General features: G+C 58.7%; 16 protein-coding genes, 1 tRNA gene and 3 pseudogenes. 9 read left to right on the top strand and 11 right to left on the bottom strand.

The window, feature by feature from the left end:
- Nucleotides 1-5: 5 nt before the first annotated feature.
- Genes ureE through BM416_RS13660 form a run of 6 tightly spaced genes read left to right on the top strand, consistent with a single transcriptional unit; the run spans nt 6 to nt 5,210 of the window.
- A complete protein-coding gene (gene ureE, locus BM416_RS13635) occupies nt 6-446 on the top strand; it encodes an urease accessory protein UreE (protein WP_092488401.1) in 441 nt (146 codons plus the stop codon).
- On the top strand, nt 443-1,198 hold the full coding sequence (locus BM416_RS13640; protein ID WP_092488402.1) for an urease accessory protein UreF: 756 nt from the start codon (nt 443-445) through the stop codon (nt 1,196-1,198). The genes ureE and BM416_RS13640 overlap by 4 nt, the downstream gene beginning before the upstream one ends.
- 45 nt (nt 1,199-1,243) lie before the next feature.
- On the top strand, nt 1,244-1,939 hold the full coding sequence (locus BM416_RS13645) for an urease subunit beta (RefSeq protein WP_092488403.1): 696 nt from the start codon (nt 1,244-1,246) through the stop codon (nt 1,937-1,939).
- Nucleotides 1,940-1,942: 3 nt separating this feature from the next.
- Nucleotides 1,943-3,655: an urease subunit alpha gene (gene ureC / locus BM416_RS13650; RefSeq protein ID WP_092488404.1), complete on the top strand. Its 1,713-nt coding sequence runs from the start codon at nt 1,943-1,945 to the stop codon at nt 3,653-3,655.
- A 26-nt stretch (nt 3,656-3,681) separates the two neighbouring features.
- Nucleotides 3,682-4,335, top strand: a complete 654-nt coding sequence (gene ureG / locus BM416_RS13655; protein WP_027603381.1) for an urease accessory protein UreG — start codon at nt 3,682-3,684, stop codon at nt 4,333-4,335.
- Nucleotides 4,332-5,210, top strand: a complete 879-nt coding sequence (locus tag BM416_RS13660; protein WP_092488405.1) for an urease accessory protein UreD — start codon at nt 4,332-4,334, stop codon at nt 5,208-5,210. The genes ureG and BM416_RS13660 overlap by 4 nt, the downstream gene beginning before the upstream one ends.
- Before the next feature lie 131 nt (nt 5,211-5,341).
- On the opposite strand, the gene BM416_RS13665 is transcribed toward BM416_RS13660, so the two are convergent.
- Genes BM416_RS13665 through BM416_RS13675 form a run of 3 tightly spaced genes read right to left on the bottom strand, consistent with a single transcriptional unit; the run spans nt 5,342 to nt 7,082 of the window.
- On the bottom strand, nt 5,342-6,181 hold the full coding sequence (locus BM416_RS13665; RefSeq protein ID WP_092488406.1) for an MBL fold metallo-hydrolase: 840 nt from the start codon (nt 6,179-6,181) through the stop codon (nt 5,342-5,344).
- Between the two features lie 21 nt (nt 6,182-6,202).
- The gene (locus BM416_RS13670) at nt 6,203-6,529 is read right to left on the bottom strand and encodes a hypothetical protein (protein WP_092488407.1); all 327 of its coding nucleotides are present in this window, start codon (nt 6,527-6,529) and stop codon (nt 6,203-6,205) included.
- A complete protein-coding gene (locus tag BM416_RS13675; RefSeq protein WP_092488408.1) occupies nt 6,522-7,082 on the bottom strand; it encodes a sugar ABC transporter in 561 nt (186 codons plus the stop codon). Before BM416_RS13675 ends, BM416_RS13670 begins: the two co-directional genes overlap by 8 nt.
- Nucleotides 7,083-7,239: 157 nt before the next feature.
- On the opposite strand from BM416_RS13675, the gene BM416_RS13680 reads away from it, so the two are divergent.
- Together BM416_RS13680 and BM416_RS13685 are read left to right on the top strand one after the other, a co-directional pair.
- Nucleotides 7,240-8,142 (top strand): LysR substrate-binding domain-containing protein, encoded by a 903-nt coding sequence (locus tag BM416_RS13680; RefSeq protein ID WP_065947806.1) that lies wholly within the window; start codon nt 7,240-7,242, stop codon nt 8,140-8,142.
- A gap of 145 nt (nt 8,143-8,287) precedes the next feature.
- Nucleotides 8,288-8,776: a GNAT family N-acetyltransferase gene (locus tag BM416_RS13685; protein ID WP_092488409.1), complete on the top strand. Its 489-nt coding sequence runs from the start codon at nt 8,288-8,290 to the stop codon at nt 8,774-8,776.
- 252 nt (nt 8,777-9,028) lie between these two features.
- On the opposite strand, the pseudogene BM416_RS31185 reads toward BM416_RS13685, so the two are convergent.
- The 8 genes and pseudogenes from BM416_RS31185 to BM416_RS13725 form a co-directional block, all read right to left on the bottom strand.
- Nucleotides 9,029-9,550: pseudogene (locus BM416_RS31185) on the bottom strand (methyl-accepting chemotaxis protein); the annotation flags it as partial.
- 1,390 nt (nt 9,551-10,940) lie between these two features.
- Nucleotides 10,941-11,168: pseudogene (locus tag BM416_RS31190) on the bottom strand (methyl-accepting chemotaxis protein); the annotation flags it as partial.
- Nucleotides 11,169-11,213: 45 nt separating this feature from the next.
- A pseudogene (locus BM416_RS30990) lies at nt 11,214-12,251 on the bottom strand (PAS domain-containing protein); the annotation flags it as partial.
- A 630-nt stretch (nt 12,252-12,881) separates the two neighbouring features.
- A tRNA-Gly gene (locus BM416_RS13705) sits at nt 12,882-12,957 on the bottom strand.
- Nucleotides 12,958-13,017: 60 nt separating this feature from the next.
- The gene (gene pgsA, locus BM416_RS13710) at nt 13,018-13,578 is read right to left on the bottom strand and encodes a CDP-diacylglycerol--glycerol-3-phosphate 3-phosphatidyltransferase (RefSeq protein WP_027603207.1); all 561 of its coding nucleotides are present in this window, start codon (nt 13,576-13,578) and stop codon (nt 13,018-13,020) included.
- A 32-nt stretch (nt 13,579-13,610) separates the two neighbouring features.
- On the bottom strand, nt 13,611-15,434 hold the full coding sequence (gene uvrC / locus BM416_RS13715) for an excinuclease ABC subunit UvrC (RefSeq protein ID WP_027603206.1): 1,824 nt from the start codon (nt 15,432-15,434) through the stop codon (nt 13,611-13,613).
- A 1-nt stretch (nt 15,435) separates the two neighbouring features.
- Nucleotides 15,436-16,077 (bottom strand): response regulator transcription factor GacA, encoded by a 642-nt coding sequence (uvrY, locus tag BM416_RS13720; protein WP_092488413.1) that lies wholly within the window; start codon nt 16,075-16,077, stop codon nt 15,436-15,438.
- 151 nt (nt 16,078-16,228) lie between these two features.
- The gene (locus tag BM416_RS13725; RefSeq protein ID WP_027603205.1) at nt 16,229-16,594 is read right to left on the bottom strand and encodes a helix-turn-helix domain-containing protein; all 366 of its coding nucleotides are present in this window, start codon (nt 16,592-16,594) and stop codon (nt 16,229-16,231) included.
- 81 nt (nt 16,595-16,675) lie between these two features.
- Between BM416_RS13725 and BM416_RS13730 the strand changes: the two genes are divergently transcribed.
- Nucleotides 16,676-16,915, top strand: a complete 240-nt coding sequence (locus BM416_RS13730) for a DNA-binding protein (protein ID WP_092488414.1) — start codon at nt 16,676-16,678, stop codon at nt 16,913-16,915.
- Nucleotides 16,916-16,935: the final 20 nt, after the last annotated feature.

Here is a 16,935-nt window from a genome sequence, read left to right on the forward strand (position 1 = left end):
ACACCATGTTGATCCTCGACCGCATTCTGGGCCAGGCCAGCGACCCTGCCCTCGCCGAACGCTTGCATGACCTCAGCCACGCAGGCCTGGTCGAAACCCTCAGCCTGTCGGCCAGCGACATTCAGCGTCATCGCCTGCGCCTGGCCAGTGATCGCGGCACCGACTGTGCGATTCGGCTGGAGCGCAATCAGCAGCTGCGTAACGGCTCGGTGCTGATGCTCGACGGTCAGCGCGCCATCGTCGTGCACATGCAGGACGTGCACTTTCTCGACCTGCAACCGCGGGACGCTGCCGCAGCGCTGGAGCTGGGGTATTTCGCCGGCAACATGCACTGGGCCGTGCGCTTTGCAGGCACTGCGTTACGGATCCCGCTGAATGGCCCGGAGGCCGACTACCTCGAGCGTCTGGCGCCGCTGCTCGCGGACGGCCGGGTGCTGCGCCTATGAACGCCGCATCGGCCGAGTTGCGCAGCAGTCTGTTGGCGCTGCAACAGGCCGACAGTTTTTTCCCCGGCGGTGCGGTTGCCTGGTCATGGGGCCTGGAAACGCTGGTGGCCGATGCACGCCTGGGGCAGAACGACTCGTTGACCGACCCCGTCCCTGCCAGGCGCCGTCAGCGCGGCCTGCAGAATGATCGCAGCGTTCAGGTGCGGGCCTTCGTCGAAGGTCAACTGCGCCATCGCTGGAACAGTTTTGACCGGGTGTTTTTGTGCGCCGCCTGGCATGCAGCGGCTGACCTCACCACCCTGATGGACCTGGACAGTCACATCGAGGCCCTGACCCTGGTCGAGGAACTGCGCCAAGGCTCACGTCGCGTCGGCCAATCGTTGCTGGGCGTGCATGTCGCGCTCGGTACCCCCGGCGCTGCCGCTTACCAGCAACACGTGCTCGCCCGGGCAACGCCGGGGCATTTGCCGGTGTTGCAAGGGTTGCTGTGGCAACAACTCGGTATGCAACTCGAGCACTGCCAACTCGCCGCCGCCCATGGGTTGTGCACCGGATTGGTCAGTGCCGCTGTGCGCCTGGGCGTAATGGGGCATGTGGATGCGCAGCGGGTGCTCACCGACATCCAGCCCTTGCTGCTGCAACTGCTGGCTCAGGCGCCGCTCGCCCTCGACGACGCCAGCGGCTTCACGCCCATGGCCGAGATCGCCGTGATGCGGCACGAAACCCAGGACCTCCGTCTTTTCGCCAATTGAGGTGGCAGGCACGAAAACGCCTGCTGCCGACACAGGAGCTTGAACATGCTGCTGACGCCCACCGAACTTGAGCGGCTGACGCTGTACACCGCCGCCGAACTCTCGCGCAAACGCCGCGCCAAAGGGCTGCGCCTGAACTTTCCGGAAGCCTCGGCGCTGATTGCCGATGAAATCCTCGAAGGTGCCCGTGAGGGACGCAGCGTGGCCGAGCTGATCGGTTTCGGCTCGACACTCCTCAACACTGACGACGTCATGCCCGGCGTGGCCGAGCTGCTGCCGGTACTGCAGGTGGAAGGTACGTTCCCCGATGGCACCAAACTGGTCACCGTGCATCAGCCGATTCGACCCGGCCGGTTGCCGTTGGCCGTCATGCCGACGCCTGGCGAAATCATCTCGCCCGAGGGCGATATACAACTCAACAACGGTCGCCCCACGACCACCGTACGGGCCATCAATACCGGCGACCGGCCGGTGCAAATCGGCAGTCACTACCACTTTTTCGAAGTCAACAAGGCGCTGGATTTCCCGCGCGCCGCCGCCTTCGGCATGCACCTGGACATTCCTGCGGGCACCGCCGTGCGTTTTGAGCCGGGGGAGCTGCGCGAAGTGCAGCTGGTGCAATTCGGCGGCACGGGGGACATCCACGGTTTCAGCGGTTTGACCAATGGCAACCTGCACGATCCGGCCTGCAAAGCCATCGCGCTCGATCGAGCCCGCGCACAACAGTTCAAGGGGGCGTGACCCATGGCAACAATGACGCGCAAGGAATACGCCGCGATGTACGGCCCCACCACCGGCGACGCCGTGCGCCTGGGGGATACGTCGCTGCTGGCCGAGGTGGAATTCGACTACGCGGTGCCCGGCGATGAATGCCTGCACGGCGGCGGCAAGACCCTGCGTGACGGCATGGGCCTGATGCCGGGGCATGACAGCGCAGACGGCGCGCTGGACATGCTGATCTGCAACGCGCTGATCATCGACCCGGTGATCGGCATCGTCAAAGGCGACATCGGCATCAAGGACGGCAAGATCGTGGCCATCGGCAAGGCCGGTAATCCGCAGGTGATGGACGGTGTCCATGCGCAGCTGATCTGTGGCGTCGCAACCACCGTGCGCGACGCAGAAGGCCTGATCGTCACGCCGGGCGGGATCGACGTGCACGTGCATTTCGACTCGGCGCAACTGTGCGATCACGCGCTGGCGGCGGGTCTGACGACGCTGATCGGCGGCTCGCTCGGGCCGATTACCGTGGGGATCGACTGCGGCGGCGAATGGAACGTCGGCAAGATGCTGCAGGCCTCTGAAGCCTGGCCAATCAATTTCGGCTTTCTCGGCAGGGGCAATTCCAGCAAGCCGGAATCGCTGCTCGGCCAACTGCGCGGTGGCTGCCTGGGATTGAAGATCCACGAGGACTGGGGCGCGATGCCCGCCGTGATCGATACCTGCCTCAAGGTGGCCGATGAATACGACTTTCAGGTGCAGTTGCACACCGACACCCTGAATGAATCGGGTTTTCTCGAAGACACCCTGGCCGCCATCGGCGACCGCACGATCCACATGTACCACACCGAAGGCGCAGGCGGCGGCCACGCCCCGGACATCATCAGCGTGGCGGGAAAATCCAATTGCATCCCCTCCTCGACCAACCCGACCAACCCGTACACCGTCAACACCTTCGACGAGCACCTGGACATGATCATGGTCTGCCATCACCTCAATCCGGACGTGCCGGAAGACGTGGCGTTCGCGGAGTCCAGAGTGCGTCCGCAGACCATCGCCGCCGAAGACATCCTGCACGACACCGGGGCGATTTCGATCCTGGGTTCCGACAGCCAGGGCATGGGGCGCATCAACGAGGTGATCTGCCGCACCTGGCAACTGGCCTCGAAGATGAAAGAGCAACGCGGCCGTCTACCGGAAGAAAAAACCGGATTGGGCGACAACGAACGCATCAAGCGTTACATCGCCAAGTACACGATCAACGCTGCGCGGGTGTTCGGCATCGACAGTTACATCGGCTCGCTGGAGCCGGGCAAGCTCGCTGACCTGGTCCTGTGGCGGCCGGCCTTTTTTGGCATCAAGCCGGAGCTGGTGGTCAAGGGCGGGTTTATCGTGCACGGCGTGATGGGCGACTCGGCGGCCTCGCTGTACACCTGCGAACCCCTGATCATGCGCCCGCAATGGGGGGCCTTTGGTGAGGCCAAACAGGCACTGTCGGTGAATTTCGTCAACCGCCTTGCGGTGGAGGCCAATACCGCTGAGAAACTGGGCCTGAAAAAAGCCCTGTTGCCGGCCTTCGGCACCCGCACGCTGCGCAAGTCCGACATGCTGCACAACGACGCCTGCCCGGACATTCGCGTCGACCCCCAGACCTTCGATGTGTACGCCGACGGTGAGCGCCTGACCTGCGAGCCGGTCAGCGAAGTGCCCCTGGCCCAGCGCTACATGTTGCGCTGATCACAGCCAATAAAAGGAACCTGCTAATGAGCACTGCATTCAACGCCGCACCGCAGCCGCAACCCCACCCGGGCGCCGCGCGCGTCGGGATCGGCGGCCCGGTCGGCTCGGGCAAGACTCGCCTGCTGGAGCAACTGATTCCGCGCTTCATCGCGCGCGGCACCGAGCTGGCCATCATCACCAACGACCTGGCGACCCGCGAGGACGCCGAACGCGTGCAGCGCAGCGGCCTGATCGACCCACAACGGGTGCTCGCGGTGGAAACCGGCGCCTGCCCGCATACGGCGATCCGCGAAGACCCGACGCTGAACCTGCAAATGGCCGACGAGCTGGAAGCGCGATTCGAGAACCTGGACCTGATTCTGATTGAGTCCGGCGGCGATAACCTGGCCTCGACCTTCTCGTTGGATCTGGTGGATTACTGGATCTTTGTCATTGATGTCGCCGGCGGCGATGACATCCCGCGCAAACGAGGGCCTGGCGTGTTGAGCTGTGATCTGCTGGTGGTCAACAAATATGATCTGGCGCCCTATGTGGGCGTGGATCTGCCACGCATGCGTCGCGAATCAGCCGAAGCCCGCAACGGCCGGCCCGTGCTGTTCACCAACTGCGCGACGGGTGACGGGGTCGACGCGGTCGTCGACGCCATCAGCCGCGCCGTGTTGTTTGACCGACCATGAACGCGCCGCAGGAACTGTTTCGCCCGTTGATTGCACCGCCCAAGGCATCGTCGCAGGTGCAGGCCCGGATTGCCTTCAGCAAAGCGCCATCCGGCGCCAGTTATATCAGCGAACAGCGCGTGGGCTATCCCTTTCATCTGGGCCGCACCCTGAAGCTGCCGGACGACCCGAAAGGCATGGCGGCCGTGTATGTGCAGTCGTGCTCGGGCGGGATTTTCGCAGGCCAGGATTTGCGGATGCACCTGCATGCCGGGCCGGACACTCAAGTGCATGTCAGCACTGGCGCGGCGACGGTAGCCCACAGCATGCTCGAGCAATCGGCACGGCAGACCGTCAACCTCACCGCCGAACACGGAGCGCTACTGGAGTACCTGCCCATGGCGACGATCCTGTTTCCCCAGGCAAAACTGCACAGCCAGGTAAGGGTCAATCTGCACCCGGGCGCCAGGGTGATGCTGTGCGACGCGTTTTGCCTGCACACCCCCAAGGACAGTGCCGGCCTCTTCGATGTCTACCGCGCCGACCTGGAAGTGCGCTGCCCGGCAGGCCGCTTGCTGGCCGGCGATCGCCTGGCGCTGGACGGGCAAGACCTGCTGCGGCAATTACCGGGCGTCAGTGGTGCCTTCCAGACCCTGGCGACATTCATGCTCGTGGGTCAGGGCTTGCCTGTCGAAGCGCTGAAAACCGCATTGCGCAATGCCCTGCCCACTCACCCCGACAGCTATCTGGGTGTCAGCGCATTGCCCAACGATTGCGGGGTTTCATTACGCATCATGACCCTTGATGCCGTGTCACTGCGCAACAGCCTTCACATAGCCTGGGCGTGTGTACGTGAGCATCTGACCGGTGTGGCACCGCGTATGCGCCGCAAATGAGGAGTGACGATTGCAACCCACGCCGGCTGACGGCGTTCAGCGATTTTCTGTTCGACCGCTGGCAGGAGGCGCCGTGGGATCAATGACCTCATTCGCCGCAGCCGATGCATCGTAGGCATCTCGAACAGCCGCTAAGTTTCGTAGGAAATTTTGTAGGTCTTGCCTATCCGCTCGACATGTGCAAATCCAAGCTCGCCAAGGTGCATACCCGCAATAAGAATCTTGTCCGAGCTGACGACATCCAACAACTTTGAACGTGTGGCGGCGGAAAGCAGCGGGTCTTGGTCAAATGCAATGGATGCGTCGGGACGCGCAATCTGGACTTGAGGGAAATGAACGATATCCCCCCAGATCAACAGACTCCTCTCATCGGATTCGAGGCGATAACCGGAATGCCCCGCCGTATGCCCCAGAAGGGGCGTCGCACTGATGCCAGGGAGGACTTCGTTATCAGTAAACGTGCGCATTTTCTCCCGATACTGATCGAACACCTTCCGAGCAAACAGAAAGTTGCCACGAGCACGCTCACTCGCTCGGCTGAGATTGCCATCGTCCTCCCAGAAAGAAACCTCACGCTGGTGCACGACCAACTCTGCATCGGGAAAGACAGCTGCCCCGGAAGAATCAACCAGCCCCCCAACATGGTCGGGATGTGCGTGGGTCAGAAGAATGGTGTCAATGTCAGCGGGTTGCACGCCAGCAAGCGCGAGATTCGCCTTCAGCTTTCCGCCCCACTGCTTGAAACCACCAGCCCCCGCATCGATGAGAATCGTGCGGCCCCTTCCACGCACCAGGTAACAGTTGATGTGGATCGAGGATGGGTCGCTCACGCCTGCGTCCTGCTGCAACTTGGACGCCTCCGCAGGATCGATATTGGAGAGGAGATCCAGACTTGCGCAAAGGTATCCGTCACTGATGGCCGTAATCGAAAACTCGCCGATCTGCTGGCCCGGAAATTTCATGTCGCTCATTGCAGCACTCCTTGCGCGTCATCAGTTCCGCGCGTAAATGGCAGCAGCTGGATAGCCGAAGCAACGGATGCGCGCCGTTAGCCCCGCATGGCGCTCTATGGCCTCATCCAGTCGCGCCATGAAGACATCCATGACCGATGGCGTTCTGAGCGGTTCGAGGCGGTACCTGATTTCGGCGTAAGCAGGATGCCCGCGCCCTTGGCGAACGGAGACATAGATGACATGCACGTTGTCCAACGTAGCCTGGAGGACGTCCGTGCAAAGCCGAGTACATTCTTCAGTGAGTTCCGCCAGATTCGCCTCGTGCGGCATCTTTTCCGCCTGGATGAAGATTGTCAGGTTAGGCATGTCGGTTTTGCCCCGCGTGTGGGGGCAGTGCGCCACTGCCACTCGTCAACTGCGCGGTCATCGGAGCATAGAGGTGTACGTCGTTCGGAAGGGTATCCACATCGAGACGGATGGAGCTATCCAGCTTCGCCAGCCATCTGATTTCAGGGCACTTCTCCAATGCGACGGCGCGCATCGGATCAGGCGCCAGCCCCCTCTCGATGAGCGGCTCGGGACCGACTGCGCTTAGGATCAGATGCTCGCCTTCACCGACGGCAGGCGCACGTTCAAGGGCGCCATACAGATTGCGGTGCCAATCGGTGATGTGCCGCTGCCAGCGTGCAAAATTGCCACCGCCCTTCTGGCGATACTCATCGCCCTCAAGCACGGCCAGGCCGTCGATCGAATGCATGGCAAGGTAGACAGGGCAACCCGTGCTCAACGCCTTGAAGCGCTGCGAGGTATGGAACCCGCTCACGGAAATAAGCGCGGGTAGTTTTTCCAGGCTATAGAAATCATTCCACTCGGCTTCGCTGGCGGGGTCGGCAAAGCTGCACTCGACGGTATAGATCATGGATAACTTCGCGACCGGACATCTTGTGTCCGGCCCTCCTTATTGATGTTTCATCACGGTATGGCCTAGACATCAACGAATAAAGCGATCTTTCGGTATGCTTCAGTGATAAAAGATCAAGCTTAGCTGGATCACCACCCTTAGACCGAGAGCGCTTATGCGAAAGAAGATCCCGAGCAGCACGGCATTGACAGCATTCGAGGCGGCCGCTCGTCACGGCAGCTTCGCGCGCGCGGCAGAGGAACTGTCTTTGACTGAAGGCGCCATCAGTCGCCAGATTGGCCGGCTGGAAGCCTTCCTCGGTGTCGCGCTATTCGAACGAGTCGGCAATCGTGTCCGGCTCCTGCCCAACGGGGAACGCTACGCGGCCCAAGTTCGCGAATCGCTGGACCGCCTGGATCGGGACAGTCAGTACTTAATGGGGCAGCCGAACGATGGCGCGAGCCTGGACATCGCCACTATCCCGACGTTCGCAATGCGATGGCTCATTCCTCGCTTGACACGATTCCAGCAAAAGCATCCGAACATCACTGTGCATTTGGCCGAGCGCATGGACCCCTTCGTCCTGGCCGGGAGCGGATTCGATGCTGCCATCCATTTCGAGCACCCAGCGTGGACGGGTATGCGGACTCACCACCTTTTGCATGAAGTGCTGGTTCCTGTTTGTCATCCTGCATTGCTCCAAGAGAGCACAGGAGCAGCGACACTGGATATGCTTCCACGCCTGCACCGACGGCAGAACCCGGATGCCTGGCAGCGCTATTCCCTGGAAACGGGGATCCCACTTACCAATCCAGCGATTGGTGCGCGCTACGATCTTCACGGCATGTTGATCGAGGCGGCATTGGCCGGCCTCGGTGTTGCGCTGGTCCCGCGTCTTTACGTTGAAACTGAACTGGCGTTAGGACGTCTGGTCGCTCCGTGGCCAGAGGGGAAAACCATTTCCAAAACCTTCTGCCTCATCCTCCCCGAGCCCATCGCATTGAGCAGAGAGCCAATACAAGCGTTTGCTCAATGGATGCTGGACGAAGCGAAGAAAGCAACGACGGTTGAGTCATAGGGAACCTCCTTTTGCAGGCCTGCCACCAGGTTGTCCCATACGCTTTTATGTATGCATCGATGCATGCCCCCCGGTAATCAGGCAAGGTGCTTGAGCAAATCTAGTTGAGCTAAAATGCCGGAAACACAGACCTCAAGGACGCGCGATGATATTGCAACACAGGCCAGTGAAGGCTGACGACATCAAAACTATCTGTAGCTTTCCCCTGAACGCTCGGGAACTGTTTTATATGTTCCCGAAAGCTCAATACCCTCTGACTGAAGCTCAACTGTCTAACGCTATTACTCAACGATTCGACTCCACGGTTGTCGAGACCCGGAACAGCGTTGTCGGCTTTGCTAACTTCTATCGGGCTGAAACGGGTGGGGTTTGCTGTATCGGCAATGTCATCGTTGCCCAAGAGGCACGAGGTAAAGGTGTGGCGACCTTCATCGTGGAGACGATGACAGCTCTGGCGTTCGACCGCTACGACGCCCCAGAGGTGCAGATCTCGTGCTTCAATGAAAATACAGCAGGCTTGCTGCTTTATCCAAAACTAGGCTTCTTGCCCTTTGCTGTCGAAGAGCGAATCTTCCTGGATAGTCGTAGATCAGCACTCATCCATATGACCCGCAGCAGAGCGGCCCGAGCATAATACTCACCTTGAAAGCCCGCCTAATGCAGCTGCTTTCAGGTATTCAGTCAGTTGCTTTGGTTCTGCTGTATCAGTGCTGAATGGGCAGCGCAGTGCAACAAGGATCAAGGGGTGGGTACTGCATTACCTCAGTTGGAAACAAGCGTTACGGGGTTTGATAGGATATTTATTACTTCTTGTCGAAGCATCCTGCTGAGTAGCCCAGCGGTCGCGCATAAACGTCAGTCCAGCGGTGAAAAGCTGTCGAATCCACTAAGCCGCAGAGAAGAACGCCACTTTAGCGGTAAGACGATCCGCTAAATCTGATAGCTCGATGCTGGCTGCTGCCACTTGGCGCGCGCCATTGGCCGACTCAACCGTCGAGCCATGAATGCGGTTGATGTTTTCAGCGACCTCATCGGTCACGCTACTCTGCTGCACGGAGGCACTCGCGATCTGGGCGTTCATATGACTGATAGCGGCAACCTGCTCACTGATCCTTGCCAACGCCTCCTGCGCACTGCGTGTTTGTGTGACCGTTTGGCTCGCCAGCTCACAACTATCGCGCATGGTTTGAGATGCTGTTTCGGTACCCGATTGCAACGTACTGATCATCTCTCGAATTTCTTCGGTCGACTGCTGTGTCCGGTTGGCCAAGGAACGTACTTCGTCCGCTACCACCGCAAATCCACGCCCGTGCTCGCCAGCTCTAGCAGCCTCGATAGCTGCGTTCAAAGCAAGCAAATTGGTTTGCGAGGCGATGGAGTTGATTACGTCGATCACTGACGCAATATTTTCACTATGTTTGGAGACCTGGTTCACGGTAGCAGTCGTTTGCTCGAGGGTTAATGCCAGCTGTTCGATAGCAACGGTGGTGCTTGCAACCAATTTGTTCCCACTTCCCACGTCAGTATCAGCCAACCGGGAGGCATCAGCTGCCTGCGCGGCATACCCGGATACTTCATTAACCGTCGCCGCCATTTGCATGATGGCTGCGGCTACCTGCTCGGCTTCGCGGGTTTGCAAGCTGGTCTGCTCATTATTAGCCGATGATGCGGCAGACAACTGGGTGGCCGAGTAATTGACTTCTTGGGCCGCCTTACGTACTTGACGAATGGTCTCTGCGAGATGGCCCAGCGTGTCTTTCAGGACGCCCATGACACTGCCGGGATACTCTGTGGAAATCGTTTGATTCAGATCACCAGCTGCCAGTCGCTCGATGACCAATGCAACGTCTGTGGGCTCAGCACCCAGCGTGGATTTAACAAAGCGAATAAGTACGGCCGACAACGTGATGCTCAGCAGCAGGGCAATACCTGTCGCGATAAGCATCAGCGTACTGAACTGGCTGGCGGTTGCCTGCACTGCGCCCAACTTTGCCTTGATTGATGCTTCCTCGTAGTCGATCAATGCATTGACGCGCTTGAGCCACTCACTGTAATCCAAAGACGTTTGACGCATCAGCAGCGCCTGAGCCCCTGGTATGTCACCCGCCTGGCGCAGGGAGATTACCGCCCTGGTGGAGTTAAGGGTTTGTTGTTCGATGTCCTTGATAGCGCTCAGTAATCGAACCTCCTCGCCAGTTACACTTGCGCCCTTGAACAACTGATCCATTGGAGCTGCCGAGTCAGAGTAGGCCTTTTCCAAGGCTGAGACTTCCGATAAGTGTTTTGCCAAATCCAAATCAGTCGTTACCAGCACGGCATCCCGAATAGCGATGGCGCGGTTATGGACACTGCCTCGGAAATTGATTGCGTAGCGCTGCACCTTTGCGGCATTTTCGCTTACGTCGCCCAAGGTGGAGTCAATGAACGCAACGCGGTGAATGCCGATGGTGGTTATCAATATGAGCAGCGCCAGGATGGCCGCGAAACTAAGCCCTATGCGTGTGGCCAACGAAAGCGTTTTCTTCATGGAAATCTCGGAAACATGACCTGTACAGGCCTGTGTTGATTTGGAAGACGCGAACGGTGCTACCAGCCCATCACGCTTAATGCCTCTACGATACGTAGACGCAGAATGGTCATCTAGTTAGTAATACGCACGGCCATGATAGCTCATAGCTATCATGGCCGTGCGCATGCTTCACAGTGGGCCTCGCGAGTTAGACAGCAGGTACCGAGGCAGAGAGCGTATGGGTAAACGTCGCGCCTGAGGAGCTTCACCGGAACCGTACTTAGCGAGCAATCATCCCGGCAGCTTGTTCGGTTGCTTCAGTCGTGCGAGTTGCGAGCTTGCGAACTTCGTCTGCAACGACCGCAAAGCCACGGCCCGCTTCGCCCGCGCGCGCCGCCTCAATTGCCGCGTTGAGCGCCAAGAGGTTTGTCTGGCTCGCAATGCTCTGAATAGTCCCAACGATTTGCGATAATTGAGCAATGTTGTTCTCAAGCGTCCGCTGATGCTTGACCTCTGCCTGTCGTAACGCCTCCTGCTCATGCTGCAAATGGACATCCACAAGGGCACCTACTACCCGAAGCGGTGAGCCGGAGGAGTCGCGCCGAGTCTGACCTCTCGCTCTGAACCACCGATACTCGCCGCTCTTCATCTTCAAGCGATACTCGATGTCAAAGGGCGTTTTACCAGAACGGTCGCTTAGGTGAGCACCAAAGGCGGTGAGGCTTTGCTCCTTATCGTCCGGATGCAGCCTGGACGCCCAGCTATCCAAAACATCCGGGAACTCCTCCACCGTTTCAAAGCCGAGCAATCGCCGGAACTGAGGAGACCACCAGAAAGGGTTCTTTGGATTTACCGGGTCTCCCGAGATAACTTCCATATCCCACAACCCGTCCGAGAGCATCTCCCTGGCCAGTTCAAATCTGGTGATGATTACCTCGTGTTCCTGGTCGCGCTCAAGCTGATCATGGATATCACGCAGAGAACCAGCTACACGTATAGGCATGCCGCGATCATCCCGTAGAGTTTCTCCTTGGGCATAGAACCAACGGTATGAACCGTCTTTCATCGCGAGCCGATTTTTCACTTTATAAGGTGTGTGCCCGGACTTATCGTTCAGATGGCGGGCAAAAGCATCAAGAGTGGCTTGCTTGTCCTGCGGATGCAGGCGATCAGCCCAACTGGCTAAAACATTCGGGAAATCGCGCTCATCTCTGAACCCCAGAAGGTTTCGTAGTTGCTGAGACCACCAAAAGCGATTTTTAGGGTTCACAGGGTCGCCGGCAACTACTTCCATATCCCAAAGCCCCTCGCTAGAGGCTCGGTTCACAAGATCAAACCTGACCTCATGCGCAGAAGCGGACAACGCTGCCTCGCGAAGCAGCTCACGGGCTGCTTCCAATTCATGCTCAAGCTCAGATATACGGGACTTGGAGCCGCGATCGAGTGAGTCAAAAGCCCTCCAAGCACCAAGAACTGCAGCGCTTTCAGCGCACCCGTCTACTTGTGGCGGTACCCCGCAAGTGATTGCAGCTACCAGTTGTTGAATAGCGCGACGATCACGGCGCCTTTTGAAGAAGATAGTCATGACGATTGGACTCATAGATGTTGCGGGCCCTATCCATGGCACCTTGCCATCTATATCGTCATGAACGAAAAAAACTGTACACGGATTTTATACTTGTACATATTTATCCAGCGATTATTTTTAAGCTCGACGAAAACCTTTGATTGATCCTTTCACTGGAATGAGTAAGCAGTGGATCAGAGGTAACCGTGCGGTAGACACGTCTTGACGAAATCATCTTAGGCCTGAGTATTTACGAGCTTTTGGTGTCCGGGAGAGAGCCTTTGGTCAGATGCTTCGCCGCCCAGATCAGGCAGAGCCTCGCGGGCCGCATCTGCGAACCGAGTAGTACTGTTCGCTCCTTGCCGTTGTCTTTTGGAATGCGCTTTTCCCGTAGAGGTGGCGGGAAATACGACCCTGAACACAACCGGTTCCAGATGCGGTAGAGGTTATGATCGCGTTGCCGATCAAAGTCCGTGTGCTCTACCGCATTGCGCACAGAGCGACGTAAACCGATTCAGTGTGCGTCCGAATTCAAGACTCTCATTCAGGACTTAAAAACACTGGATGGTGCTGGATTTCAGTTACCGCCGGAACGAAAAAAGGACCCGAAGGTCCTGATTTCAATCGCTTGCAGAATTCAGTGGAACTCTGCAGCGCAATATTTGGAGCGGGAAACGAGACTCGAACTCGCGACCCCGACCTTGGCAAGGTCGTGCTCTACCAACTGAGCTATTCCCGCTTGGTGATGCGCATTCTATAGAATCCTCAGCACCCGTCAACCCCTTGATTCAAAAAAGTTTTATTTCTTTTCAACGGTGGTGCGCAGATGCGGCCAGGCGGCGCGCAGATATTGGAGCATCGACCACAGGGTCAGGCCCGCGGCGATCAGCAGCAAGGCATAACCTGTGAGGACCCAGAACGAGAAGTCCGATGGGTTGGCCAGCAGGATAACCAGCGCGAGCATTTGCGCGGCGGTTTTCCATTTGCCCATGTTGGACACGGCCACGTGGGCGCGGGCGCCGATTTCGGCCATCCATTCGCGCAGGGCCGAGACGACGATCTCGCGGCCGATGATGACCGCGGCCGGCAGGGTCAGCCACAGGTTGCCGTGTTCCTGCACCAGCAGGACCAAAGCGACGGCCACCATGAGCTTGTCGGCCACGGGGTCGAGGAACGCGCCGAAGGGCGTGCTTTGTTCCAGGCGGCGCGCCAGGTAGCCGTCGAGCCAGTCGGTGGCGGCGGCAAAGGCAAACACAGAACTGGACGCCAGATAACTCCATTCGTACGGCAAATAGAACAACAAAATGAAAATAGGGATGAGCAGGACGCGTAGAACGGTGATCAGATTAGGGATATTCATCGGCACAACTGGCTACGAGGTGGAAAGGCATTCTATTCGCTATGCAGATTCGCATAAATCAACTCAGCGAGCTTTTTACTGATACCGGGTGCTTTGGCTATCTCGTCAATGCTGGCACGGGACAGCTCCTGCAAGCCACCAAAATGTTTAAGCAAGTCGCGACGCCGCGTCGGGCCAACCCCTGCCACCCCTTCCAGGGTTGAGGTTCGTCGGGTTTTGCCACGGCGGGCGCGGTGGCCGGTAATGGCGAAACGGTGGGCTTCGTCGCGAATCTGCTGGATCAAATGCAACGCGGGTGAGTCGCCCTTCAAAGTGAACTCATGGGCGGCATCATTCAAGTACAACGTCTCGAAACCCGCCTTGCGCGTCGTGCCCTTGGCCACGCCCAACAGGATCAGGTCAGGCACCGCCAGCTCATTGAGCACGTCACGGGCCATGGACAACTGGCCCTTGCCGCCGTCGACCAGGAGGATATCCGGCAACTTGCCCTCGCCGTCCTTCAACTTACTGAAGCGGCGCGTGAGGGCCTGGTGCATGGCGGCGTAGTCATCGCCAGCGGTGACGCCTTCGATGTTGTAGCGCCGGTAATCGGACTTGATCGGCCCTTCCGGCCCGAACACCACGCAGGAGGCTACCGTGGCCTCGCCACTGGAGTGGCTGATGTCGTAGCACTCCAGGCGCTGGGGCGGCTCTTCCAGGTTAAGGACTTCAGCCAGGGCGTCAAAGCGGGCGGCGACGTGCTGGCGGTTGGCCAGGCGCGCGCTCAGGGCCTGCTCGGCGTTGGTCACCGCCAGTTGCTGCCAGCGTGCGCGGGTGCCACGCACGCGGTGGCTGATGTCCAGCTCGCGGCCGCGCAGTTCGTGGATGGCTTCGATCAACGCGGGGAAGTCTTCGTGCACCACATTGACGATCAACTCCGACGGCAGGTCGCGCTCGGGGCTGCTCACGTAGTATTGGCCCAGGAAAGCGGCCATGACTTCGGCGACCTCCTCGTCAATACCGGTCTGCGGAAAGAAGTTCTTGCTGCCCAGCACTCGCCCACCGCGCACGCTGATCAGGTGCACACAGGCACCGCCCGGATTGACGAAGGCCGCGATCACGTCGACGTCGCCGGTGCCGCCTTCCATGCTTTGCTGGTCCTGGACACGGCGCAGCAGCGAAATCTGGTCGCGCAGCTCAGCGGCCCGTTCGAAATCCAGGGTGCTGGCCGCCTGCTCCATGGCAGTGGAAAGCTCATCGGTGAGGGCATTGCTGCGCCCTTCGAGGAACATCACCGAATGGCGTACATCCTCGGCGTACTCCGCCGGCTCAACCAACCCCACACAGGGCGCCTTGCAGCGCTTGATCTGGTACTGGAGGCAGGGCCGGGTGCGGTTCTTATAGAAGCTGTCCTCGCACTGACGCACAAAAAAGGTTTTTTGCAGCAGGCTCAGGCTTTCACGAATGGCCCCGGCGCTGGGATAAGGCCCGAAGTACTTGCCCTTCGCTTTCTTCGCCCCACGGTGAATGCTCAGGCGTGGGAAGTTGCCGTCGGATAAAAACACATAGGGATAGGATTTATCGTCACGCAGCAGAATGTTGTAGGGCGGCCGCCATTCCTTGATCAGCGTCTGCTCAAGCAGCAGCGCTTCGGTTTCGTTGGCGGTGATGGTGGTTTCGACCTGGGCGATACGGGCCACCAGGGCGGCGGTTTTCGGCGCGAGACCGGTCTTGCGAAAGTAGCTCGCCAGACGGCTCTTGAGGTTTTTGGCTTTGCCGACATAAAGCAGGCGTGCCTCGCTGTCGAACATGCGGTACACGCCAGGGCGGCCACTGCAGGTTGAGAGAAAGGCACTCGGATCAAACGGTGTGGTCATGTCAGGCGCTGGCGTCCACCATGCCGTGGCGCACCGCGAGCAGGGTCAATTCAACATCACTGCTGATGGCGAGCTTCTCGAAGATGCGATAGCGGTAGGTGTTGACGGTCTTGGGCGACAGGCACAGCTTGTCGGAGATCGTCTGTACCTTCTGGCAACCGACGATCATCAGGGCAATCTGGATTTCCCGCTCCGACAGCGCATCAAACGGCGAGTCGCTGGTGGGCTGGAAGGACTTGATAGCCAATTGCTGGGCGATCTGCGGGCTGATATAGCGCTGGCCGGCAAACACCAGCCGAATGGCCTGGACCATTTCCGCCAGGCCCGCACCTTTGGTGAGGTAACCGGCAGCGCCAGCCTGCAGCAGGCGTGTCGGAAACGGGTCTTCCTCGCACACAGTCACCACCACGACCTTGATGTCCGGATGGCTGCGCAGCAATTTGGTCGTCGCGCCAAGACCGCCGATACCAGGCATCTTGACGTCCATCAACACCACATCGGGTTTCAACTCCCGGGCCTTGATCAGGAATTCCTCGCCTGACTCGGCCTGACCGACTACTTGCAGGCCATCGATGTCAGCCAGCATTCGTGTAATGCCTGTACGAACGAGATCATGGTCATCGACTACTAGCACCCTAATCAAGCAGACACCTCGCGAAATGGTCTTATAGGTTGCTGAACACCTTAGCAAAAAACCAAGGCACAGACCTAATGGCACGCGTCATATAGAGAGAGATTGATTGAGCGACAGCCATCCGCCGGGCGGCAGATGGCTCAATTTGCTGGGCGAAGGGTCAGGAATCCTGGGGCTGTGGCTTGGGTTTTCCATTCATCGCAATCGAGTGCTCGGCCAACGTCGAGGTCAAGCGACGGATCGCAGCCTGGTCTTCCTTGAACATTGCGCGATAATCCCCGAGGACTTTTTCTTCAATCTGGCTCAGATTCTCCAATTGAATCGGCGTGGCTGCGCCGGTCAACACGTAAAGTACATCCACGCCTCTTTCGGCGACACGAGACAGGTAATCCGCTTTAGGCGCACGCCCTCCACTTTCATATTTACCTTGTGCGTTGGCTTCAACGCCTCCGATTTCACCAAACACTTTTTGCGACAGGCCAAGTCGCTCCCTTTCTTGCCGTAAACGCGAACCGATTCCACTCATTTGGATGTATGATCCTATTTGGCACACCCCAAGAGGTGACACATTCATCTCTTATTAAACAAACTTGAACGGTTTTGAACTATGCCCGGAATCCGTACCGCTGCACAAGCCAAGGCCTGGCTGGAACATCAAGGAAAGTCAGTTCAAGCGTTCGCCCGTGAACATGGCGTAGATCCGGCAACCACCTATCAAGTGCTCGCTGGGCGCAAAAAGGGACGGCGTGGGGAAGCCCATAAGGTAGCGGTCCTTTTGGGCATGAAAGAAGGGATCATCCTTGCTGAGACGGGAGGCCTGAACAACGATCAGGAAGTCGGCGCCTGAGGCCAGTATGCGCTTATAAG

Origin of the sequence: Pseudomonas sp. NFACC42-2 (genome assembly GCF_900116055.1) — a bacterium.
Classification (GTDB): domain Bacteria; phylum Pseudomonadota; class Gammaproteobacteria; order Pseudomonadales; family Pseudomonadaceae; genus Aquipseudomonas; species Aquipseudomonas marginalis.

What these genes read in the sequence shown, in the direction of transcription:
- ureE (WP_092488401.1), top strand. Translation starts at nt 6, where the DNA reads ATGTTGATCCTCGACCGCATTCTGGGCCAGGCCAGCGACCCTGCCCTC.
- BM416_RS13640 (WP_092488402.1), top strand. Translation starts at nt 443, where the DNA reads ATGAACGCCGCATCGGCCGAGTTGCGCAGCAGTCTGTTGGCGCTGCAA.
- BM416_RS13645 (WP_092488403.1), top strand. Translation starts at nt 1,244, where the DNA reads ATGCTGCTGACGCCCACCGAACTTGAGCGGCTGACGCTGTACACCGCC.
- ureC (WP_092488404.1), top strand. Translation starts at nt 1,943, where the DNA reads ATGGCAACAATGACGCGCAAGGAATACGCCGCGATGTACGGCCCCACC.
- ureG (WP_027603381.1), top strand. Translation starts at nt 3,682, where the DNA reads ATGAGCACTGCATTCAACGCCGCACCGCAGCCGCAACCCCACCCGGGC.
- BM416_RS13660 (WP_092488405.1), top strand. Translation starts at nt 4,332, where the DNA reads ATGAACGCGCCGCAGGAACTGTTTCGCCCGTTGATTGCACCGCCCAAG.
- BM416_RS13665 (WP_092488406.1), bottom strand. Translation starts at nt 6,181, where the DNA reads ATGAGCGACATGAAATTTCCGGGCCAGCAGATCGGCGAGTTTTCGATT.
- BM416_RS13670 (WP_092488407.1), bottom strand. Translation starts at nt 6,529, where the DNA reads ATGCCTAACCTGACAATCTTCATCCAGGCGGAAAAGATGCCGCACGAG.
- BM416_RS13675 (WP_092488408.1), bottom strand. Translation starts at nt 7,082, where the DNA reads ATGATCTATACCGTCGAGTGCAGCTTTGCCGACCCCGCCAGCGAAGCC.
- BM416_RS13680 (WP_065947806.1), top strand. Translation starts at nt 7,240, where the DNA reads ATGCGAAAGAAGATCCCGAGCAGCACGGCATTGACAGCATTCGAGGCG.
- BM416_RS13685 (WP_092488409.1), top strand. Translation starts at nt 8,288, where the DNA reads ATGATATTGCAACACAGGCCAGTGAAGGCTGACGACATCAAAACTATC.
- pgsA (WP_027603207.1), bottom strand. Translation starts at nt 13,578, where the DNA reads ATGAATATCCCTAATCTGATCACCGTTCTACGCGTCCTGCTCATCCCT.
- uvrC (WP_027603206.1), bottom strand. Translation starts at nt 15,434, where the DNA reads ATGACCACACCGTTTGATCCGAGTGCCTTTCTCTCAACCTGCAGTGGC.
- BM416_RS13725 (WP_027603205.1), bottom strand. Translation starts at nt 16,594, where the DNA reads ATGAGTGGAATCGGTTCGCGTTTACGGCAAGAAAGGGAGCGACTTGGC.
- BM416_RS13730 (WP_092488414.1), top strand. Translation starts at nt 16,676, where the DNA reads ATGCCCGGAATCCGTACCGCTGCACAAGCCAAGGCCTGGCTGGAACAT.